25 protein-coding genes and 1 riboswitch are annotated in these 21633 nt (G+C 45.1%); of the genes, 11 read left to right on the top strand and 14 right to left on the bottom strand.

What is annotated here, in order from left to right:
* Positions 1-9: 9 nt before the first annotated feature.
* Complete coding sequence (locus OC193_RS13875; RefSeq protein WP_048662149.1) at positions 10-366, top strand: gamma-glutamylcyclotransferase family protein; 357 nt, start codon at positions 10-12, stop codon at positions 364-366.
* 81 nt (positions 367-447) lie between these two features.
* Positions 448-804, top strand: coding sequence for a DUF2799 domain-containing protein (locus OC193_RS13870; RefSeq protein ID WP_048659277.1), 357 nt, complete (start codon positions 448-450; stop codon positions 802-804).
* Between the two features lie 92 nt (positions 805-896).
* On the opposite strand, the gene fbp is transcribed toward OC193_RS13870, so the two are convergent.
* Positions 897-1907, bottom strand: coding sequence for a class 1 fructose-bisphosphatase (gene fbp / locus OC193_RS13865; protein WP_048659276.1), 1011 nt, complete (start codon positions 1905-1907; stop codon positions 897-899).
* A gap of 270 nt (positions 1908-2177) precedes the next feature.
* Here fbp and mpl point away from each other — a divergent pair, with 270 nt between their 5' ends.
* The 5 genes from mpl to thiQ all read left to right on the top strand — a co-directional run bounded on the left by mpl (position 2178) and on the right by thiQ (position 7800).
* Positions 2178-3536 carry a UDP-N-acetylmuramate:L-alanyl-gamma-D-glutamyl-meso-diaminopimelate ligase gene (gene mpl / locus OC193_RS13860; RefSeq protein ID WP_048666352.1) on the top strand — a complete coding sequence of 453 codons (1359 nt, stop codon included), beginning with the start codon at positions 2178-2180 and terminating at the stop codon, positions 3534-3536.
* Positions 3537-3574: 38 nt separating this feature from the next.
* Positions 3575-4198, top strand: a complete 624-nt coding sequence (locus tag OC193_RS13855) for a flavin prenyltransferase UbiX (protein ID WP_016787846.1) — start codon at positions 3575-3577, stop codon at positions 4196-4198.
* Between the two features lie 43 nt (positions 4199-4241).
* A riboswitch (TPP riboswitch) is annotated at positions 4242-4361 on the top strand.
* A gap of 53 nt (positions 4362-4414) precedes the next feature.
* Positions 4415-5407 carry a thiamine ABC transporter substrate binding subunit gene (gene thiB / locus OC193_RS13850; protein WP_048662148.1) on the top strand — a complete coding sequence of 331 codons (993 nt, stop codon included), beginning with the start codon at positions 4415-4417 and terminating at the stop codon, positions 5405-5407.
* A gap of 82 nt (positions 5408-5489) precedes the next feature.
* Positions 5490-7085 carry a thiamine/thiamine pyrophosphate ABC transporter permease ThiP gene (thiP, locus tag OC193_RS13845; protein WP_048662147.1) on the top strand — a complete coding sequence of 532 codons (1596 nt, stop codon included), beginning with the start codon at positions 5490-5492 and terminating at the stop codon, positions 7083-7085.
* Between the two features lie 10 nt (positions 7086-7095).
* A complete protein-coding gene (gene thiQ, locus OC193_RS13840) occupies positions 7096-7800 on the top strand; it encodes a thiamine ABC transporter ATP-binding protein (protein ID WP_048662145.1) in 705 nt (234 codons plus the stop codon).
* A 108-nt stretch (positions 7801-7908) separates the two neighbouring features.
* Here thiQ and yjgA read toward each other — a convergent pair whose 3' ends face one another.
* Positions 7909-8433, bottom strand: a complete 525-nt coding sequence (yjgA, locus tag OC193_RS13835) for a ribosome biogenesis factor YjgA (RefSeq protein ID WP_017058909.1) — start codon at positions 8431-8433, stop codon at positions 7909-7911.
* 118 nt (positions 8434-8551) lie between these two features.
* Here yjgA and pmbA point away from each other — a divergent pair, with 118 nt between their 5' ends.
* Positions 8552-9895: a metalloprotease PmbA gene (pmbA, locus tag OC193_RS13830; protein WP_048659271.1), complete on the top strand. Its 1344-nt coding sequence runs from the start codon at positions 8552-8554 to the stop codon at positions 9893-9895.
* A gap of 96 nt (positions 9896-9991) precedes the next feature.
* Here pmbA and mgtE read toward each other — a convergent pair whose 3' ends face one another.
* The 12 genes from mgtE to OC193_RS13770 all read right to left on the bottom strand — a co-directional run bounded on the left by mgtE (position 9992) and on the right by OC193_RS13770 (position 19264).
* Positions 9992-11347 carry a magnesium transporter gene (gene mgtE, locus OC193_RS13825; RefSeq protein WP_048605905.1) on the bottom strand — a complete coding sequence of 452 codons (1356 nt, stop codon included), beginning with the start codon at positions 11345-11347 and terminating at the stop codon, positions 9992-9994.
* 148 nt (positions 11348-11495) lie between these two features.
* Complete coding sequence (locus tag OC193_RS13820) at positions 11496-11771, bottom strand: HPr family phosphocarrier protein (protein ID WP_048659270.1); 276 nt, start codon at positions 11769-11771, stop codon at positions 11496-11498.
* Positions 11772-11773: 2 nt separating this feature from the next.
* Positions 11774-12643, bottom strand: coding sequence for an RNase adapter RapZ (gene rapZ / locus OC193_RS13815; RefSeq protein WP_048659269.1), 870 nt, complete (start codon positions 12641-12643; stop codon positions 11774-11776).
* Between the two features lies 1 nt (position 12644).
* Positions 12645-13106: a PTS IIA-like nitrogen regulatory protein PtsN gene (gene ptsN / locus OC193_RS13810; RefSeq protein ID WP_004738707.1), complete on the bottom strand. Its 462-nt coding sequence runs from the start codon at positions 13104-13106 to the stop codon at positions 12645-12647.
* A gap of 1 nt (position 13107) precedes the next feature.
* On the bottom strand, positions 13108-13395 hold the full coding sequence (hpf, locus tag OC193_RS13805; RefSeq protein WP_009847742.1) for a ribosome hibernation promoting factor: 288 nt from the start codon (positions 13393-13395) through the stop codon (positions 13108-13110).
* 62 nt (positions 13396-13457) lie between these two features.
* A complete protein-coding gene (locus OC193_RS13800; protein WP_017058913.1) occupies positions 13458-14918 on the bottom strand; it encodes an RNA polymerase factor sigma-54 in 1461 nt (486 codons plus the stop codon).
* A gap of 54 nt (positions 14919-14972) precedes the next feature.
* Positions 14973-15698, bottom strand: coding sequence for an LPS export ABC transporter ATP-binding protein (gene lptB, locus OC193_RS13795; protein ID WP_004735304.1), 726 nt, complete (start codon positions 15696-15698; stop codon positions 14973-14975).
* A gap of 2 nt (positions 15699-15700) precedes the next feature.
* Complete coding sequence (lptA, locus tag OC193_RS13790; RefSeq protein ID WP_004735305.1) at positions 15701-16195, bottom strand: lipopolysaccharide transport periplasmic protein LptA; 495 nt, start codon at positions 16193-16195, stop codon at positions 15701-15703.
* Positions 16176-16739, bottom strand: a complete 564-nt coding sequence (gene lptC / locus OC193_RS13785; RefSeq protein ID WP_004735306.1) for an LPS export ABC transporter periplasmic protein LptC — start codon at positions 16737-16739, stop codon at positions 16176-16178. The genes lptA and lptC overlap by 20 nt, the downstream gene beginning before the upstream one ends.
* Positions 16736-17293 (bottom strand): 3-deoxy-manno-octulosonate-8-phosphatase KdsC, encoded by a 558-nt coding sequence (kdsC, locus tag OC193_RS13780; RefSeq protein ID WP_048659268.1) that lies wholly within the window; start codon positions 17291-17293, stop codon positions 16736-16738. The genes lptC and kdsC overlap by 4 nt, the downstream gene beginning before the upstream one ends.
* Positions 17293-18264 carry an arabinose-5-phosphate isomerase KdsD gene (kdsD, locus tag OC193_RS13775; RefSeq protein ID WP_048662143.1) on the bottom strand — a complete coding sequence of 324 codons (972 nt, stop codon included), beginning with the start codon at positions 18262-18264 and terminating at the stop codon, positions 17293-17295. The genes kdsC and kdsD overlap by 1 nt, the downstream gene beginning before the upstream one ends.
* 34 nt (positions 18265-18298) lie before the next feature.
* A complete protein-coding gene (locus OC193_RS13770) occupies positions 18299-19264 on the bottom strand; it encodes a calcium/sodium antiporter (RefSeq protein ID WP_048662141.1) in 966 nt (321 codons plus the stop codon).
* Between the two features lie 264 nt (positions 19265-19528).
* Here OC193_RS13770 and mlaF point away from each other — a divergent pair, with 264 nt between their 5' ends.
* The 3 genes from mlaF to mlaD are packed head-to-tail and all read left to right on the top strand — an operon-like array spanning position 19529 to position 21598.
* Positions 19529-20323, top strand: coding sequence for a phospholipid ABC transporter ATP-binding protein MlaF (gene mlaF / locus OC193_RS13765; RefSeq protein ID WP_048659265.1), 795 nt, complete (start codon positions 19529-19531; stop codon positions 20321-20323).
* Position 20324: 1 nt separating this feature from the next.
* The gene (gene mlaE / locus OC193_RS13760; protein ID WP_017632286.1) at positions 20325-21104 is read left to right on the top strand and encodes a lipid asymmetry maintenance ABC transporter permease subunit MlaE; all 780 of its coding nucleotides are present in this window, start codon (positions 20325-20327) and stop codon (positions 21102-21104) included.
* A gap of 2 nt (positions 21105-21106) precedes the next feature.
* The gene (gene mlaD / locus OC193_RS13755; RefSeq protein WP_048662139.1) at positions 21107-21598 is read left to right on the top strand and encodes an outer membrane lipid asymmetry maintenance protein MlaD; all 492 of its coding nucleotides are present in this window, start codon (positions 21107-21109) and stop codon (positions 21596-21598) included.
* Positions 21599-21633 lie beyond the last annotated feature (35 nt).

Genomic DNA, 21633 nt, shown 5'->3' with positions numbered 1-21633 from the left:
GGGGTGGGTATGCAGCACCTCATTTTTGTTTATGGGACATTGAGAAAAGATCAATCGAACCACTACTATTTAAAACAGTGTGAGTGTTTAGGAAGGTTTGACACACCAGAGGAATACGCACTTTTTGATTTAGGTGCCTATCCGGCGATGATTCTTGGAAAGAAAAGTGTCGCTGGTGAGGTCTATATCATTAACGACGAAATTTTAGAGTCGCTCGATCGGCTAGAAGATGTTCCTGTTGAGTATCGTCGCGAGCAAATAGAGACTATATTTGGATTAGCATGGGTATATTTGTATCAGCTTGATCTAACAGCTAATAAAGAAATACTTTCGGGTAACTGGTGTAAGCGGAACAACCCGCTATAGTGAATGAACTACTGGAAGCATTCTGACGCAATAGCTAAAAGTCTCAATGTACAGGCTAGTCTTTTCCACTAGGAGGAAATTATGAAATATCTATTATTGGTGCTATCAGTAATGTTATTTGGTTGTGCGCAAACTCCGCCACCAACGTCAATGAACACAGCCGATTGGCAGAGCTTTGGCGAAGAAATGGCGCTAAAAGGAAAAACCAAGCAGACTGAAGCAAGCTTGGCTGAAGCCGCGTCTTCACCATCCATTGATGCAGACTTATATGCCGCTTATGGTCAAGGTTATGAAATGGGTAAAACTCAGTATTGTTCTCAAAACCCGAGAGCGCTAGGTCGCCGTGGTGAGACTTACCTTGGGATTTGTGACGATGTCGATAAATGGTTCCGTTTTAACTACGAACGTGGTGCTGAATCAAAGTATAGCGTTCAATAATTCGGTGATTGTTTAACGCAGCGAACAACAAAAAGCCAGCATGTGAATGCTGGCTTTTTTAATGACGTTAATTTAATAAATAAACGAATGGCTTAGTCTGGGTTAAGCTCAAGAAATTCTTCTACTTTTTTCACCATGTTCTTCGAACCGACAAAGAAAGGTACGCGTTGGTGTAGCTCTGTTGGTTTGATATCCATGATGCGTTGGGCACCATCGGATGCGATGCCACCCGCCTGCTCCATGATGAAGGCTATTGGGTTACATTCATACAATAAACGTAGCTTACCTTGAGGGTGGCTTTCTGTACTTGGGTACAGGTAGATGCCGCCTTTAAGCAGGTTACGGTGAAAATCAGATACAAGAGAACCAATGTAGCGAGAAGTGTAAGGGCGATTATCACTTGGTTCGCTTTCCTGACAGTATTTTATGTACTTCTTAACACCTGTAGGGAAACGAATGTAGTTACCTTCGTTGATTGAGTAAATTTTACCTTCGTCAGGGATCATCATATTTTCATGAGACAGACAGAAGGTACCCAATGATGGGTCGTAGGTGAAGCCATTTACGCCTGCACCAGTTGTGTATACAAGCATGGTTGAAGAACCATAAATTACGTAACCTGCGGCCACCTGCTTATGTCCAGGTTGTAGGAAGTCTTCTTGCGTTGGTGGAGTTCCAATCGGTGATACTCGACGGTAGATAGAGAAAATGGTACCAACCGATACATTCACATCGATGTTTGACGAACCATCAAGTGGATCCATCAGTACAACGTATTTTGCGTTTTTGTTGAGCTCTTTATTGAAGGCAACGGCTTCGTCTTCTTCTTCACTCGCGACGCCACAAACTTGATCTCGAGCTTCAAGTGCGGCTTTAAATTTGTCGTTAGCATACAGGTCTAGCTTTTGTTGCTCTTCACCTTGCACGTTGTCTGTACCAACAGCGCCAGTAATGTCGACAAGACCTGCTTTGTTAATTTCGCGGTTAACAATTTTTGCAGCAAGGCGAATTGATGACAAAAGGGATGATAGATCACCGCTTGCATGGGGGAAGTCATTTTGTTTTGCAACAATGAACTCACCAAGGGTGCGCATCTCAGACATGTTATTTCCTTAAACTTCTCTGAATATTAGGGGGGATTTGAGCACTATTGAATTTGCCTCTTGTACGGGCTTTATTCATCTAGACGCTTACCTAAATTCTAAAGGCTAGATCTTTTTAATGGTAATGAACTAAGCGACGCAGATCTCACTTACTATGTCGACTAAATTTGTTTTGCATTGTCACTCGCTTTTAATCGTCATTTAATGATAATGAGTGTTAGCTGTTTTAATTAGGCATCGTTTATTTAGCCAAGCGTTTGGAAGCAATTTATGCATATTCATATCTTAGGAATTTGTGGCACCTTCATGGGTGGTGCTGCGGTATTGGCTCGTCAATTAGGTCACAAGGTTACCGGTAGTGACGCGAATGTGTACCCACCAATGAGCACTTTGTTGGAATCTCAAGGGATTGAAATTATTGAAGGGTTCGACCCAAGCCAATTAGAACCAAGGCCGGATCTCGTGGTGATTGGCAATGCGATGAGTCGTGGCAACCCCTGTGTTGAGTATGTATTGGATAACAACTTTAGATACACCTCAGGCCCGCAATGGTTGCAAGAGTTCTTACTGCATGACCGTTGGGTATTGGCGGTATCGGGTACGCATGGCAAGACAACAACATCGAGCATGCTGGCTTGGGTCTTAGAGGACTGTGGCTATGCACCAGGCTTTTTAGTTGGTGGTGTGTTGGGTAACTTTGGTATTTCTGCTCGTCTTGGTGAAAGCATGTTCTTCGTGGTAGAAGCCGACGAGTACGACAGTGCTTTTTTTGATAAACGATCTAAGTTCGTCCATTACCACCCAAGAACCTTGGTGATGAATAACCTAGAGTTCGATCATGCGGACATCTTCGATGATCTTGAGGCAATTAAACGTCAGTTTCATCACTTAGTGCGCACTGTGCCAAGCAATGGCCGTATTTTCTCACCTAAGCAAGATACGGCTATTCAAGACGTTCTATCTCGTGGCTGTTGGAGTGAGACTGAATCGAGTGGTGAACTCGGTGATTGGGATGCGAAGAAGCTGGTTAAAGACGGCTCTAAATTTGAGGTTTACTTCCAAGGCGAATGCGTTGGAACTGTCGACTGGGATTTGGTTGGCGACCATAACGTCAATAATGCTTTGATGGCGATTGCAGCTGCGCGACATGTAGGGGTGACACCTGATTTAGCGTGTGAATCGTTGGCGAAGTTCATCAACACCAAACGTCGTCTAGAGTTTAAAGGCGAAGTGGCAGGCGTTTCTGTCTATGACGATTTTGCACATCACCCAACGGCAATTGAACTTACGCTGGGCGGCTTACGTAATAAGGTCGACACGAAGAAAATCATTGCCGTGCTAGAGCCTCGTTCTGCCACCATGAAACGTGGTGTGCATAAAGAAACCCTGGCTGATTCGTTGAAGCAAGCGGATTCTACCTACTTATTCCAACCGGAAAACATTGATTGGTTGGTACAAGATGTTGCGGACGCTTGTCACCAATCGGCACACGTGAGTGGTGACATGGATGCATTCGTTGCTAAAATTGTCTCAGAGGCACAAGCGGGCGACCAAATCTTGGTAATGAGTAATGGCGGTTTTGGTGGTATTCACCAAAAACTGTTGGATGGGTTGGCACTCAAAGGCTAATGGCGTTCACGACCTTATAATTTGAAGTAATTGAGAACATGACAAAACACGATAAAGCGATAACTCTTGCTTTCACTGGCGCATCCGGTGCGCCTTATGGCTTGCGTTTACTTGAATGCCTTTTGGCGGCCGATTATCAGGTCTACTTGCTGATTTCATCGGCAGCACGAGTGGTATTGGCGACCGAGCATGAACTCAAGCTACCTGCTGGGCCGGATGCGGCGAAACAAGCTTTGGTTAAACATCTTGGGTGTGACCCCGAAAAGCTGGTGGTGTGTGGCAAAGATGACTGGTTCTCGCCGGTTGCCTCTGGATCAGCAGCGCCGAAGCAGATGGTGGTGTGTCCATGTTCTGCAGGAAGCTTGGCTTCAATTGCACATGGCTTATCGGATAACTTGATTGAGCGAGCGGCAGATGTGGTCATGAAAGAGCGAGGCCAATTGTTGTTGGTGGTTCGTGAGACGCCATTTTCGACGCTTCATTTAGAGAACATGCACAAACTCTCAACCATGGGCGTGACGATCATGCCTGCGGCTCCGGGTTTTTATCACCAACCTAAGTCGATCGAAGATCTGGTCGATTTTATGGTGGCGCGTATTTTGGATCATCTTGGTATTGAGCAAGGTTTAGTGCCACGTTGGGGTTACGATCAACGTAATTGATCCAAACTTGATAGCTTATTGTTAAAATTCGAATTACAATTCTGAATACTCATCGGGGAGCAAACCATTCAGATAATGAATGCGAGCTGAGATCAAGCAAGTGCTTGGGACCCGTAAACCTGAACCAGATAATGCTGGCGTAGGAATTGAGTTAGGAACAACTTCTACCGTTCTCCTCCCTCAAACCTGTGCCGCTCAGACCATGGAGAGCGTCCAGTGAAATTCACATTAACAACCCTTGCTGTTACTACAGCCATCTCTTTTTCTGCCGTTGCTGCAGACAATACTCTAACTGTATATACCTATGATTCTTTTGCTGCGGATTGGGGCCCTCGTCCTGCCGTTGAAAAAGCATTTGAAGAAAAGTGTGGCTGTGATGTGAATTTTGTCGCGCTAGAAGATGGCGTGTCTATTCTTAACCGCTTGCGTCTTGAAGGTGGTAACAGCAAAGCAGACATCGTGTTAGGCCTAGATAACAATCTAATGGCTGAGGCGAAAGCGACGGGCTTATTGGCTGATCACAGTGTTGATACGTCATCAGTGACACTTCCTAACGGTTGGAACGACAGCACCTTTGTTCCTTATGATTTTGGTTACTTTGCCTTTGTATATAACACAGAGAAACTAGCAAACCCGCCTAAAAGCCTGAAAGAGTTGGTTGAGCAGCGTGATGATCTGAAGGTTATCTACCAAGATCCACGTACTTCAACACCAGGCCAAGGCATGATGTTATGGATGAAATCTGTTTACGGTGATGAAGCAACGGCAGCTTGGAAGAAGCTAGCTCAGAAAACCGTTACGGTAACCAAAGGTTGGTCTGAAGCTTACTCTATGTTCCTAGAGGGTGAGTCTGACTTGGTTTTATCTTACACAACGTCTCCGGCTTACCATATCATTGCAGAGAGCGATTCTAAGTACGCAGCAGCGAGCTTCGAAGAAGGGCATTACACTCAAGTTGAAGTGGCTGCTAAGGTTAAAGGCAGTAGCAACGAAAAGCTTGCTGATGAGTTTATGGCCTTTCTCCTAAGTGATGAGTTCCAATCGGCGATGCCTACAGGTAACTGGATGTACCCAGTAACGGGTGTCGAGCTACCAAAAGGTTTTGAGCAGTTAACTGTACCGCAGAAGGCGCTGAGCTTTAGCTCTGAAGAGATCGCCGAGAAGCGCAAGCCTTGGATTCGTGAATGGCAGAGTGCACTTACTTTCTAACGTACTTTTAAAAACTAGCTTTCTGTATTTAAAGGTTCATTCGACATCAATTGAGTGAGCCATTTACGGTAAAAATCAATCTATGATAAAGAAAACACCTAAGGTCGGGATCTGGGTTGCGATACTCATTACCGCCTTCGTGGTTTCAGCAGTTGGGGCATTGCTTAGCAATGCCCCTTCTCTTGATATCAGCCAAGTATGGTCAGATCCTTACTATTGGCATGTAACGAAATTCAGCTTTTATCAAGCGACATTCTCAACAGTGCTGAGTGTTGGTTTTGCTATACCTATTGCGCATGCTTTGTGTCGTAGACAATTTTTTGGACGAGCCTTGTTATTAAGGTTGTTCGCGTCGACCTTGGTTCTGCCTGTGTTGGTCGGAGTATTTGGCTTGCTGGCGATTTACGGCAACAGTGGTTGGTTAGCTAAGTTCTTGGCGAACTTCGACATTGAGCTACCATTCTCGATTTATGGCTTGAATGGTATTTTGTTGGCGCACGTTTTCTTCAACCTGCCTTATGCCAGCCGTTTACTTCTGCAAGCGTTAGATACCGTGCCTGCCGAGCAACACAAGCTGTGTGCTCATTTGGGCATGAGCCATTGGAATAAATTTAAATGGGTTGAATGGCCGAGGCTAAGACAGCAATTGCCTCATGTGTGTGGCTTAGTCTTCATGTTGTGTTTCACCAGCTTTGCTACCGTGATGGCGTTGGGTGGTGGTCCGAAATCAACCACCATTGAGCTAGCCATCTATCAAGCAATCAAATTCGACTTTGACCTGCAAGCTGGCGCGTTGCTCGCGATATGGCAAATGCTGTTGTGTGGCGTATTAGCTGTGAGTATTCAGCGTTTGTCTAAGCCTATATCTGTGACGGCTAGTCAGCTGTCGGAAGAGAAGTATTTGGTCAAGGACAGCTGGTGGTCAAAAGCTTGGGATAGCTTTTGGATCATCATAGTCTCAATGCTGGTATTGCCGCCCTTAGCGATGGTTATTTTAAGTGGTATTAACTCTCAGGCGCTCACTGTACTGAGCAGCGAGCCATTTTGGGCTGCGTTAATGACCTCGGTTCGTGTTGCTTCCCTCGCAAGTATCATCGCTGTTGGTATCGGTATCGCGATCCTTCTAACCAGTCGCGCATGGCGTTTGCAGAACAAGAACTTTAGAGCGGATAAGATTGAGCTGATTGGCACTATTATTTTGGTGACACCGGGCTTGGTGATTAGTACTGGCCTCTTCTTATTGCTCCGTTCATTTACCGATGTGTTCAGCTTAGCTTTCTTTATTGTGATTGCCGTAAACAGTTTGATGGCGCTGCCTTACGTAATTAAAACCTTAGCTCAACCTATGCTGCATTTGTCTCAGCAGTACCAGTATGTGTGTGCAAGCTTAGGAATGACAGGGTTCACTCGCTTTAGGTTGGTGGAGTGGCGCGCATTACGTAAACCTATGGCACAAGCATTCTCAATCAGCTTTATGCTGGCGATGGGCGACTTAAGTGCGATTGCCTTATTTGGTAGCCAAGATTTTAGAACTCTGCCTTTGTATCTATTCCAATTGTTAGGCAGCTATCAAATGGAAGCGGCGGCTGTGGTGTCAGTGAGTTTACTGTTGTTGAGTGTGGGCAGTTTTAGCCTGATTGAATTTTTGTTTACTCGAAGCTCAAAGCTAAAGAGTTAAGGAACCGATGATGTTAGTGATGAAAGATGTGGATTACCACTATCACCAAGAGTTGTTTAGTTTTGATTTCCAAGCCGAGCAGGGTGATATTGTTGCTCTGATGGGGCCAAGTGGTGCGGGTAAATCAACGCTACTCGCATTGGTTGCTGGGTTTATCGAGCCTACATCGGGTGAGATCTCAGTGGCTGGCCAGTCGCTTATTGGCAAAGAAGCACATCAGCGCCCATTGGCGATGTTGTTCCAAGAACACAACCTATTTTCTCACCTCACGGTGCGTGAAAATATTGGATTAGGCTTGCATCCAGGGTTAAAGCTTACCGTAACCCAAAAGCAATCTGTGGAACAAGCCGCAGCACAAGTGGGTGTTGCTGAGTATTTGGATAGATTGCCTGAGCACTTATCAGGCGGTCAACGCCAACGTGTCGCACTAGCGCGTTGTTTTGTTCAACCACACGACATTTGGCTGCTTGATGAACCTTTTTCTGCGCTTGACCCTTTGCTGCGGGAAGAGATGCTGAGCTTGGTAAAGCGATTAGCGGCAGAGCGCAATATTACCGTCTTGATGGTGACACACCATTTAGGTGATGCACGCAGCATTGCAAATAAGTTTGTTTTTGTGGCGCTAGGTAAGGTTTTGGTTGAAGACTCGATAGAGGTACTGACGACGGAGCATCCACAGCCAGAATTAAGCTCATTTGTTAAAGCGGGTGAGTGACGATTCATCACTTCTGTTGGATATCTTTGATATTGAGTACGTAGAAAACAAAAAGACCTAGCATGGGCTAGGTCTTTTATTCACTCTATGAGTAAAGCGAGATAACGATTAGTCTTCTAGCTTTAGCTCTTTTAAGATTTGGAAAATTTCACGAGAAGACTTTGCAGGCTTGTTCGCAGATTTCTCTTTGTTAGCCTGGCGAGCTAGCTGACGAAGACGCTGACGGTCTGCTTCAGGGTACATTTCCATGACTTCTGAAATAGCCGCATCACCTTCAGCAACAACACGATCACGCAGTTGCTCAAGCTTATGTAGCTCAGCTGTTGCTTGTGAGTGTTTGTTGCGTACTTTATCCAAAGCCGCTTGAATTGGCTCAGGATCGACATTGCGCATTACTTTACCAATGTATTGAAGTTGACGACGCTTCGCTTCATTTTTAAAGCGTTGTGCATCTTTAATCGCTTGTGCCAAATCTTCAGACAGCGGAAATTTGTCTAATACAGAAGGCTTTAGACCAACAAGCTCTTCTCCCAGCTTTTGCAGGGCATCCATGTCCGTTTTCATTTCTGTCTTACTTACCCAGATGATTTCTTCTTCTGGTTCCCATGGGGCTTTTTGGTTTTTGCGAGCCATCTTTTCTGCCTATGTCACTATCTCAAACGAATATATTGCCTATTTTAGCAAGAATCTTGGGGAGAAAGCGAAATTCTTGTTATCCTACGTAATATTGACCTAAAAAATTAGAATAGATATGGATGTAAAACAGCAAGTCGCCCAGCAAAGAGTTGAGCTAGAAGCCGCAGTAGCTAAAGCGTTGGATATGGCATCAGTGAGTGCAGATGCAGCTGAGGTCGCTATTACTAAGTCAACGGGTTTAAGTGTTTCAACACGTATGTGTGAAGTGGAAAACGTTGAATTTAATAGTGATGGTGCGCTAGGTATTACTGTTTATCGCGGCCAGAAAAAAGGCAGCGCATCTACATCTGATCTGAGTGAAAAGGCCATTGCTCAAACAGTAGCGGCTGCGCTTGATATCGCTCAGTACACTTCTGAAGACCCATTTGCAGGTCCTGCAGCAAAAGAATACATGGTAAAAGAAATTCCAGACTTGGATCTTTTCCACCCTGATGAACCAAACCCTGATTATGCTGCTGAAATTGCGATTGCTGCTGAGAAGCAAGCGTTAGCTTATAGCGACAAGATTAAGCAGAGTGATGGCGCAAGCTACGACAGCCATTATGGCGTTAAGGTTTATGGTAACAGCCATGGCTTACTAGCAAGCTACGCTTCAAGTCGCCATAGCACGAGCTGCTGTGTGATTGGAGAAGGCGCTAACGGTGAAATGGAACGAGATTACAGCTACACCGTTGCACGTCACCGTGATGAGCTATGGACGCCTGAGCGCGTAGGTCAAGAAGCAGCAGAAAAGACCATTAGCCGTTTGGATGCGAAAAAGCTACCAACAGGCCAATACCCAATTATGTTTGCTAACGATGTAGCTACTGGCCTGATCGGTCACCTTGTGATGGCGATCAGTGGCGGTAACCTTTACCGCAAGTCGTCATTCCTATTGGATCATCTAGGTCAGAAAATCCTACCGGACTGGTTTAATATTTCTGAGCGACCACATATCCTGCGAGGTTTGGCTTCAAGCCCGTTTGATAGCGAAGGTGTGTTCACTCAAGATCGTGAAATCATCACTGACGGTGTGCTAGCTACTTACTTACTAACGAGCTATGCCGCACGTAAAATGGACATGACACCAACAGGCCATGCGGGTGGTATTCATAACTGGTTTGTTAAATCGACCGGCCAAAACTTTGAGCAGATGCTAAAAGAGTTAGGGACTGGCTTCCTAGTCACTGAAGTGATGGGCCAAGGCGTAAACACCGTAACGGGTGATTATTCACGTGGCGCTGCAGGTTTCTGGGTTGAGAACGGAGAGATCCAATACCCAGTATCGGAAGTGACGATTGCGGGTAACCTAAAAGACATGTTTACTCAGATTGTTGCAGTCGGTAACGACGTAGAAACACGTTCTCAGATTCAAACGGGTTCTATCTTGCTTGAGTCAATGAAAGTCGCAGGTGAGTAATTCAATTAACACTAATTGATGAATTAAAAAAGGGAGCCAATGGCTCCCTTTTTGTTTTCTGTATGTCGCCAAAAATTGGCTAGCTGCTTCTGCTAACTAGATCAGTATGGTGGCTAAGCCTAAGAACACAGATAGGCCAATAACATCGGTTACGGTGGTCAGTGCCATACCGCCAGCAAGGGCTGGATCGATATTCATTTTCTTCAGCATCACCGGGATGGTTACACCGGCAATACCAGCCACTATCAAGTTGGTCATCATCGCTGCTGAGATGATGCCTCCCAGTATCCAGTTACCTTTCCAAGCGACCACGATACCGCCAATGATAACGGCCCATAGAACGCCGTTTAGGAAGCCGATTGCCGCCTCTTTGAGTAACAGTTCGCGTTTGTTACTGTCACCGATATGACCGAGTGCCAAACCACGAATCACTAAAGCAACGGTTTGGTTGCCCGCAACACCACCCATTGAAGGTACGATAGTCATCAGTACTGCTATCGCTGCCATTTGGTCGAGCGTTGCTTCAAACATATTCGATACCGATGCTGCAGCAAGTGCCGCGAGTACGTTAGCACCAAGCCACACACTACGACGACGAGCGGATTTTACGACTGGTGCGAAGGTATCTTCGTCATCGTCCATACCCGCCATACTCATCATTGAGTGTTCAGCATCTTCACGGATAACATCAACCACGTCATCGATGGTGATACGACCAACAAGGTGTTGATTGCTATCGACTACTGGCGCTGAAACCCAATTACGACGTTCGAACAGGCTCGCAATATCTGAAGCGCTGGTTTCAACCGCGATCGCTTCGTCGGCATCCTCCATCACTTCGGAAACTGCCACATCAGGCTGAGTCGTTACTAGTGTGGTAAGCGATAGGTTGCCGATAAGACGTTCTTCTTCATCAATAACATACAGAGCGTCAGTTGCATCGGGCAGTTCGCCACGCATACGCATGTAACGCAATACAACGTCAACATCGACATCACCACGAATCGTGATTACGTCGGTATTCATGATCGCACCCGCTGAATCTTCAGGGTACGACAGGGCGGTTTCAACTAATGCACGATCAACAGAGTCCATTTGAGAAAGGACTTCGCGAGAAACATCGTCGGGTAGGCTTCGAAGTACGTACGCGACGTCATCGGTTTCCATACCTTCGGTTGCTTCTGCTAAGGTCTCCGGTGCCATTTTTGACACAAGAGCATCTTTGACGTCTTCGTTTAGTTCATCAAGAATTTCACCGTAGTCTTCAGGATCGGTGAGTTGCCAGAGTACGTCACGACTTTTGCGAGGGGAGGCTTCTAAAAGGTGTGCAATATCCTCAGGTTCCATGTCCTGAAGTTGTCGGCGTACGTGAACAAATCGGCCGTTTTCTAGGGCTTCGCTGACTTCTTGGAGGGTTTGGTGAGCTTGGTCGAATTCTAATTGCTCTGCCATATTTTCCTCCTATCTCATTATTCTAACAATGCTTGGAATAGTAACTTAATTCTGGGGCTTATTTAAATCATAAACTTAGATAGAACTAAGATTTAATATTGGTTGGTTCGCTGTTTGAGTCTTATGTGTTGTAAGTGAAGCGTTTTCGCTACTCACCCTCATCAAACTTGTCTTCAATGAGATGACAGACGGCATCAAGCGCTTGCTGTGAATCGGTGCCTGCAGCTTGAATAGTAATATGTTGCCCTTGCGCTGATTCCAGCATAAGTAGCCCCATCACACTGTCTGCAGTTGCGATTTTATCTTCTTCGCTATGGATAGTGATGGTTGCATCAAAGCTTTGGGCAAGCTCAACCAATTTTACGGCTGCTCTAGCGTGAAGACCCAAGCGATTTTGGATCAGTACAGTTCGAGTTAATTCCATGGTTAGCCCTGTTGGTGCTTCTCTAGGGAGGCGTGTCTGATTTGAACTTGATGACCTAGTTGATCGAAGTACTCACCAATTTTTTGAGTTAGATAAACCGAGCGGTGTTTACCGCCAGTACAACCAATCGCGACCGTTAGGTAACTGCGATTATTCTTCTCCAACATTGGCAACCACTGTTCAACAAAGCCTTGGATCTGTTGCTTGAGCTCAAGAACTTCTGCGTGTTTTTCTAGAAAAGAGTGAATTGGAGCATCAAGACCTGTTAAAGGCCGTAGTGCTGGTTCCCAGTGAGGGTTCGGCAAAAAGCGAACGTCGAACACATAGTCGGCATCACTTGGTAGGCCGTATTTAAAACCGAAAGATTGAAAGACAATGATTAGCTCTTGCTTCTCTTTGCCTTCAACTTTAAATCGAACCTTTTCGCTCAATTCGTAGAGGTTGCAGTCACTACTATCAATCACAATGCAGGCTTGCTCTGCGAGAGGTGTTAGGAGTGTCTTTTCCAAATCAATCGCTTGCTCAAGAGATAATTTTTCTTGGCCGATCGATAACGGGTGGATTCTGCGTGTTTCGCTGTAGCGCTTGAGTAACGTCTGCTTGCTTGCATCGAGGAACAAGACGTTCACATCAATGTTGGTTGCAGACTCTAGCTGCTCTAGCATTTCTGTTACTAGCTGAGGCTCTTTCGGTAGGTTACGAATATCAATGCTAACCGCGACGTTTTGATTGATCTCACGTACCGATTCGACAAAGTCGTTGAGCAGGTTTACTGGCAGGTTATCGACGCAGTAATACCCCAAGTCTTCAAGGACTCGTAGCGCAACACTTTTACCGGCCCCAGATTGGCCACTAACAACGATTAACCGCATGTTATTGCTCGCAAGTTGGCACTTGAATCATGATGTCGTAAAGCTCTTGATCGCTTTGAGCGTTACGCAACTGTTTTAGAGTCTGCTTATCGTTTAGTCGCTCTGCCATACAAGAAAGGGTTTTTAGATGCTCCTTGCACTGTTCACTTGGAACAAGCAGGGCAAATAGTAGGTCGACAGGACGATTATCAATCGCATCAAATTCGATGGGATCTTGGCATTGCAGTAATACAGCAATCGCTTTATCACTGACATTCATACGAGCGTGGGGAATAGCAATGCCATTACCAATGCCTGTACTGCCCATTTTTTCACGGCTCAACATGCACTCAAACAGTTCTGTTGAATCTTGACCACAGCTTTCTGCTGCGATCTGACTGATGAGCTCAAGGGCTCTTTTTTTGCTTGTGCATTGGACTGCACTTTTGGTGCAGTCCAATGAAAGTACTTCGCTTAATTGCATGTTAGTGACTACTTAGCTTTTCTTTGTGCTTGTTGAGTTGGCGGACGAGTTTATCAACCAATGAATCAATCGCGGCATACATGCTTTCATCTGTTGCTGTCGCATGGATTTCACCCTGATTTATATGCAGGGTAGCTTCTGCGATTTGATTGATTTTCTCAACTTTTAAAACAACCTGAACGCTATTTATATGATCAAAGAAGCGCTCAAGTTTGTCGAATTTGGTGTGAACATAGTCTTGCATTGAATCGGTAAGATCAACGTGATGGCCTTGAATATTGATTTGCATAGACTTTCCTTTTCAGTTGGTTGCCTGATTATAGTTGCTAAGTAAATAGCGACTAAATGAGCTTATAGCAGGCGTTTACGCTGACTCGAAGGGGCAATGCCCAGAGACTCACGGTATTTCGCTATGGTACGTCTAGCTACCTGAATTCCTTGGTCAGCCAGTAAAGCAGCAATCTTGCTATCACTTAGAGGTTTCGCGGTGTTTTCTGCCGCGACGAGCTTCTTAATGAGTGCGCGAATTGCTGTCGATGAACATTCACCGCCATTGTCAGTGCTGACATGGCTTGAGAAAAAGTATTTGAGTTCGAAGATTCCACGTGGTGTGTGCATGAATTTTTGAGTCGTCACACGAGAGATCGTGGATTCGTGCATATCAACAGCTAACGCAACATCATTCAGAACCATTGGCTTCATCGCTTCTTCGCCATGTTCGAAGAAATCACGTTGATGTTCAACAATGCATCGCGCAACTTTGAGTAGCGTCTCATTTCGACTCTCTAGGCTTTTAATTAGCCACTTTGCTTCTTGCAAATTTGAGCGGATGTATTGGTTGTCGGCGCTGTTGCCTTTACTACCCAGATCAGCGTACTGCTGATTCACTTTCAGTTTAGGCACGCTATCAGGGTTAATGGTCACTAACCATTTGCCAAGGTCTTTGAAGACAGATACATCCGGAACCACATACTCAGTTTCATCTGGAGTAATCTTACTGCCAGGGCGAGGGTCCAGCTGTTGAATAAGCTGCAAAACTTCACGTAGTTCTGCTTCTTTCAACTTGGTCTCTTTGATAACCAGTTTGTAATCGCGATTGCCGAGTTGGTCGATATGGCTAGTAAGTACTAACTTAGCTTCGTTGAGCCAAGGCGTATCTTGAGGGAAGGTTGCCAGTTGCAGTAACAAGCAATCTTGCAGGTTGACTGAACCGACACCTAGCGGGTCAAACTGCTGAATTCGTTTACGTACGGCTTCAATTTCATCAAGCTCGATCTCTTCATTGTCGAAGTTTTCAAGGATGTCTTCACAAGTTACAGTGAGGTAGCCATAGTCGTCGATGGCATCTATCAATGCAAAAGCGATGCTTCGGTCGGTGTCAGTGAATGGTGTTAAATCGAGTTGCCAAAGCAGGTAATCGTGCAGGCTTTGAGTGGTTTCACCTTGATAAACAGGCATGTCGTCATCAATCGCAATACCCGTATTACCGGTGTTTGCGCTGTAGACGTCTTCCCAAGTTGTGTCGATTTCTAGTTCGTTGCCAATCTCTGATTTTTCGATTAAGTCTGAGCTATCAGGTAAGTCTTGCTCTGTGGCTTCAACTGTTTCTTTTTCGTCACTGCTAGGTTTTTCTTCCGACGTTGGCGTATCTTCATTGCCTTCTTCGACATCGAGTAGTGGGTTAGATTCAAGTGCTTCTTGAATCTCTTGCTGCAAATCTAAAGTAGACAATTGCAACAAACGAATCGCTTGCTGCAATTGAGGAGTCATTGCTAACTGTTGGCCTAGCTTAAGTTGTAATGAGGGTTTCATTCAGTGTGACTTACCTAGTTATTATTCTTAGAACTCTCGATACTCTCTATATAATCATAGACGGAATTGTTCGCCTAGATAAACTTGTTTAACTTGTTCGTTATTGAGAACATCTTCAGGAGTACCTTCAGCGATTAGGTGTCCTTGGCTTACGATGTAAGCTTTTTCACATACGTCTAGTGTTTCACGAACGTTGTGGTCGGTAATCAAAACGCCCAAGCCACGATCGCGTAGGTGAACAATGATTTTTTTGATATCGATAACCGAGATCGGGTCAACACCAGCGAACGGTTCATCCAGAAGAATGAACTGCGGGTTTGCTGCCAATGCGCGAGCAATCTCAACACGACGACGCTCACCACCCGACAGAGCCATACCATTACTGGTGCGGATATGTTGGATGTGGAATTCTTCAAGCAGGTCTTCCAATTTATCTTGACGCTGTTCATTGGTCATCTCATCACGGGTTTGTAATACCGCCATGATGTTGTTCTCAACTGACAACTTACGGAAAATCGATGCTTCTTGTGGCAGATAACCGATACCAAGACGAGAGCGACTGTGCATTGGCAAGATACTGATGTCTCGGTCATCAATGCTGATGGTGCCCTCATCACGCGCAACTAAACCAACAATCATATAGAAAGACGTGGTTTTACCTGCACCGTTAGGCCCAAGCAGACCAACGATCTGGCCTGACTCTACCTGCAAGCTTACATCGGTTACTACCTTACGCTTGCTATAGGTTTTCGCTAGGTTTTTTGCTTTAAGAACAGCCATCGCTACTTATTCACTTCCGTTGGTTGTAAAACCGTTGACACTCGTTTGTTTTCACCACTGTCAGCGACTAATTTCTGAGAACCGATCTGGTAAGTGATCTTAGAGCCGCGAATGATACTGCCATCTTGAGATAGCATCGCATTCTTGGTCATGATCAGTTTGTCGGCAACAAGCTGGTAATGCAGGTCGTCAGCTTCACCGTAGAGTGTCTTACCATCGTCAGTAAGCTGAGAGAAGGTTGCTGGCTTACCAAAGCCTTGAATTTCTTCAATCTCGCCGTTTACGGCGTTGCGGGTAACAATAACCTTATCGGCATTGATATTGATGCTGCCTTGTTTAAGGTTTACATCACCAAGAAAGGTTACTTGATTACTTTTCATATCCAATTGCTGGCTGTCTGAGTCAATGTAGACAGGTTGCTCGCTATCCGAAGAAAGGGCATAGACATTTGGTGCCGCAAGGGTCAAAGCGAATAAACTAAGGTGTAAGAGTTTCATATCTACCTTGAACAGAATTAAAGAGGGTTGCATTGTTGGTACCGAAGTTACCTTTCATTGCTTGTCCCTCAGTTTCAAAAAATGTACCGATCATATGGACCGGAGTCTCTGAATAAAAATCTCGGCTAGGCAGCTCAACAACCATTTTATCTGTAGTCATTGTATCGAAGCTGGCTTCTGGCAATAGGTTCTTTGCCACGACGTTGTCATAAAAAGTGACAACTTGATTCTCATCCATAATCGCGCGATCAGCGGTGACTTGCCATTCAATCGTGTGTCCTTCTCGGAATACCGAAAGAACCGGGTTTTGAAAGTGCGTATCGCCAACCACTGAGTAATGTTCTAAATACGTCGATTCAACCTGATAGCTACGAATACCGCTTTCGTCATAGCTAATGTTGTTTAGGCTTTTGCCACTAAACGCGGGCAGCTCCAAATTTGGAGCTACTTGTATCGTTGATGTTTGCTCTTTGTCGTACAGATAATAGGTCGACCAAGAGGCAATAAATATTAGTATTAAATAGATAATACGAGTAAAACTCATATGCTTAAACCTTTATGCACGTCGAGTTCATTTCTTGCTTGTAAAATAAGGTCGCAAACTTCACGTACCGCACCATGACCACCGTTAATGGTTGTCACGTAGTTTGCTCGCTTTGCAAGTAGCGGGTGACCATCTGCTACACAGACCTTCAAGCCAACTTTTTCCATCACAGGCCAGTCGATCAGATCGTCGCCGATGTAACCTGTGTTTTCAGGATTTACAGAAAGCTTATCGCAAATATCCTGGTATGCCTTAACTTTATCGTCTTGGCCTTGATAAATCAGCTTGATGCCTAGAGCAGTCATTCGATTCTCAACAATTTGAGATTTACGACCAGTGATGATCGCGATTTCAATACCCGCGTTCATCAGTGATTTAATGCCGTAACCGTCACGAGTGTGAAAGGTCTTCAGCTCTTCACCGTTGTTGCCCATGTAGATGCGACCATCAGAGAATACACCATCGACATCGCAAATTAGTAGTTTGATCTCTTTTGCTACTGCGAATACATCAGCATCTACTGTGCCGTATAAGGTTTCGACTGTCTGTGTCATTACATTACTCCTGCTTTCAGTAAGTCATGCATGTTTAAGGCTCCAACCAGCTTACCTTCATGGCACAACATCAGGCCATTGATGCTTTTAGCTTGCATCAAGTTTAATCCCTCTACTGCGAGCATGTTTGGTTCTGCTACCGTTGGGTTAAGTGTCATTACGTCGCCGATCTGCGTGTTATGAATATCAACGCGCTTGTCTAGGATTCGGCGTAAATCACCATCGGTAAAAATACCGGCCATTTGGCCATCTTCACCAACGATGGCTGTCATGCCCAAGCCTTTTTGAGATATCTCTAACAGAGCATCTCGTACTAGCGCATCTGGTGCAACAACAGGGAGTGCATCACCTGTGTGCATGATGTCGTCTAGTTTTAACAGCAGTTGACGACCTAAAGCGCCACCTGGATGAGACAATGCAAAGTCTTGAGCGGTAAAGCCTCGAGCCTGCAAAAGTGCAACGGCTAATGCATCACCCATAACCAAAGTCGCCGTGGTACTGGTTGTTGGTGCTAAGCCCAGTGGACACGCTTCTTCCGGTACTGAAATTTGTAAATGGATATCAGACAAGGTCGCCATGTTTGATGTTGGCTTACCTGTCATGCTGATGATCTTGATGTTCAGACGCTTTAATACAGGGAATAGGCTGAGGATTTCTCCCGATTCGCCTGAGTTGGATATTGCGATCACAATATCGCCAGGTTCGATCATGCCTAAGTCGCCATGCGCTGCTTCTCCTGGATGCACAAAGAAAGCCGATGTCCCGGTACTTGCCAACGTCGCTGCTATTTTGTTGCCAATGTGGCCTGACTTACCCATTCCCATCACAACGACTTTGCCTTTATTGTTCAGGATAAGGTCGCAAGTTTTACAAAAATCATCATTAAAATATTGGTCTAATTGAGTGAGACCTGCAACTTCGGTTTCCAAAACTTGTTTTGCAACGCTGCGGTAATCAAATGACTGAGACATCAAATACTCCAAGTACGGGAAGTTAAATCAACAATTAAGCCGACATGTTCATTAGTAGGTAACTTTGGTAGGCCACAAACGTGATAATTAACACGCCGCCTTCAATGCGATTCACGCTACGAGATTTTCCTAGTGCCATAACAACAAGCAGTAGCGATACGCCTAGCATTACCCAGAAGTCACGACCCATAGCGAACTCGCTCAAGATCGAAGGGTTTAGGATGCCCGGGATACCCATAACAGCAAGGATGTTGAATACGTTTGAGCCAATGATATTACCCACGGCCATATCATCTTCACCCTTCATAACACCAGCAAGTGATGCGGCAAGCTCAGGCAGACTAGTACCTACGGCAATGATAGTTAGACCTATGACAAGATCGCTCATGCCAAAATATTTCGCGATGATCACAGCGTTATCTACCAGCATATCAGCAGCTAAAGGTAGGACGATTAGACCAATCACCACCCACATTGCAGCCTTAGGGTTACTTACGCCTTCTGGGATCTCTGATTCTTGTTCATCAAGGAAAGCATCGCCGTTCTTTTTCTCGCTGCGGCTGATTTGCAACATAGCAAACAAAAACGCGGCAAAAAGAACAAACAACAACACGCCTTCATAGAAGCCTAGGTGGTTGTCCCACAATAGGGCGCCCGCTAGTAGAGTGACACCGATCATTAATGGGAGTTCACGACGAATCACGCCTGAGCTAATAGATAATGGCTTAATCAGCGCTGTAATACCTAAAATCAGCGCGATGTTGGCGATGTTTGAACCTAAAACGTTACCAACGGCCGTATCTGTTTTGCCATCAAGGGCTGCAGTTGCAGAAACCATCATTTCAGGAGCCGAAGACCCCATTGCTAAGATCGTCATACCGATAACTAGTGGTGAAATACCGAAGTTGCGAGCAAGAGCTGCGGCACCGTAAACCAGCTTATCTGCACTCCACACCAAAAAACCTAGACCGATAATAAGAAACGCAATCGCTTCAAGCATGATGATTCCTAAAAAATTAATAAAAACGGAGAATTAACCGCTAATTTTGACCTGTTGCTAGATAAAAGGGAAGTCACTCGGCAAATTAATTACCAGTTAGCTGGCAAGAAAGAGAGCTCAATAGATAATTTTCTAATGCTTTCAAATTCCTGCATAGATTCCTGTTTAATATGAATTAATTGAACAGTGCTTTTAATTCTAAAGTAGACTCATTATTATTGCAGCCATAATTGGCGTTTTTTAAAGCAAGGAAACAACAAAAATATGTTGAACACTGAGCTTGTGAAAGTTAAGAACCTCAGCTTTTCACGCGGTGATCGCGTTATCTTTGATGATATAAGTTTAGAGGTTCCTCAAGGTAAGATAACCGCAATTATGGGGCCGTCAGGGATTGGTAAAACGACCTTGTTGCGTTTGATTGGCGGACAGTTGCCGCCAGATGGAGGCGAAGTCTGGTTTGATGGCGACAACATCCCTGCATTATCACGTCGAAAGCTTTATCAAGCACGTAAGAAAATGAGCATGCTATTCCAATCGGGTGCGCTTTTTACGGATCTCAATGTGTTTGATAATGTGGCGTTTCCTCTGCGAGAGCACACTGAACTGAATGAAAAATTCATTCGTACCATCGTATTACTTAAGCTTGAGGCGGTAGGGTTACGAGGGGCAGCACAGTTAATGCCAAGTGAATTGTCTGGCGGTATGGCGAGACGAGCGGCGTTGGCACGTGCGATTGCCTTAGATCCAGAGCTCATCATGTACGATGAACCGTTTGTTGGCCAAGACCCAATCACCATGGGTGTTTTGGTTGAGCTTATTCGTAACCTCAATCAAGCGTTGGGCTTAACCTCGATTGTCGTTTCTCACGATGTTCCAGAAGTAATGAGTATTGCGGATTGGGTTTACCTCATGGCAGATAGCAAAATCATTGCTGCGGGAACGCCTGAAGAGTTGTACAACAACGACGATCCGAGAGTGCAGCAATTCTTACAAGGTGAAGCGGATGGTCCGGTGCCGTTTAGATTCCCTGCGCAAAGTCTAGAAAAGGATTTGTTTTAATATGATAGCTAAAACTATTGCGGGTGTCGGTAGACGTACACTTGCGATTTGCGAGTCATTTGGTCGAGCAAGCCTGATGTTATTCGGGGCGTTGTTTGGCATCCCGAGACTAAAAAACTTCCCTTTATTAGTAAAACAACTTTATAGCGTTGGCGTTCAGTCATTGGCTATTATTTTAGTTTCGGGTCTGTTCATTGGCATGGTACTCAGCCTGCAAGGTTATGTCGTGTTAATCGACTACGGCGCAGAGGGGAACCTTGGTCAGATGGTCGCTCTTTCTCTGTTACGAGAGCTCGGTCCTGTAGTGACAGCGCTGCTGTTTGCAGGTCGCGCAGGTTCTGCGTTAACGGCTGAGATTGGCTTGATGAAGGCTACAGAGCAGATCTCCAGCCTTGAGATGATGGCCGTTGACCCTCTTAAACGCATTATTGCACCACGACTTTGGGCCGGGCTTATCTCAATGCCATTGCTTGCTATGATCTTTATGGCGGTAGGCATTTGGGGCGGTCAGTTAGTGGGTGTTGATTGGAAAGGCATTGACCACGGTAGTTTCTGGTCTGCGATGCAGTCTTCTGTTGAGCTAGGTCGAGATATTGGTAACAGCATGATCAAGTGTATGGTCTTCGCTATCACCGTAACTTGGATCGCACTTTTCAATGGTTACGATGCGGTACCGACCTCTGAAGGTATCAGTCAGGCAACCACACGCACAGTAGTGCACTCTTCTCTAGCGGTATTAGGGCTAGATTTTGTTCTTACCGCATTGATGTTTGGGAATTAATCATGCAACAAACTCGAAAATTAGAATTATGGGTCGGCACCTTTGTTATTGCCGGAATTTGCGCAATCTTAATCATGATCTTTCAAGTCGCTGACGTAAAAGGCATAGGTTCGAACCATACTTACAATCTCAAAGCGACCTTTGACAACATTGGTAGCCTAAAGGTTCGTTCTCCGGTGAAAGTGGGGGGCGTGGTTGTTGGCCGAGTTCAAAGTATTGAGCTTGATACCGAGAGCTACCTGCCGGTGGTTAAATTGTCTATTGATTCGAAGTACTCACAATTTCCTGATACCTCTAGTGCTCAAATTTTAACGTCAGGTTTAATCGGTGAGCAGTACATCAGTTTGGTTCCAGGCTTCATTTTTGACGATGAAGAGATGCTGGTCGATGGGGATTCTATAGAAGATACTAAATCGGCATTGGTACTCGAAGATTTGATTGGCCAAGTGCTGTATAGCGTTGGCGGCTCTGATGACAATAAAGCTGAGGAATAAGAGGATGTTGAAAACGATGAGTCACTTAAAAACAT

Origin of the sequence: Vibrio crassostreae (assembly GCF_024347415.1) — a bacterium.
Taxonomy (GTDB): Bacteria; Pseudomonadota; Gammaproteobacteria; order Enterobacterales; family Vibrionaceae; genus Vibrio; species Vibrio crassostreae.
The sequence above is the reverse complement of the archived record's forward strand: the minus strand, read 5'-3'. Positions and strand labels throughout refer to the sequence as shown.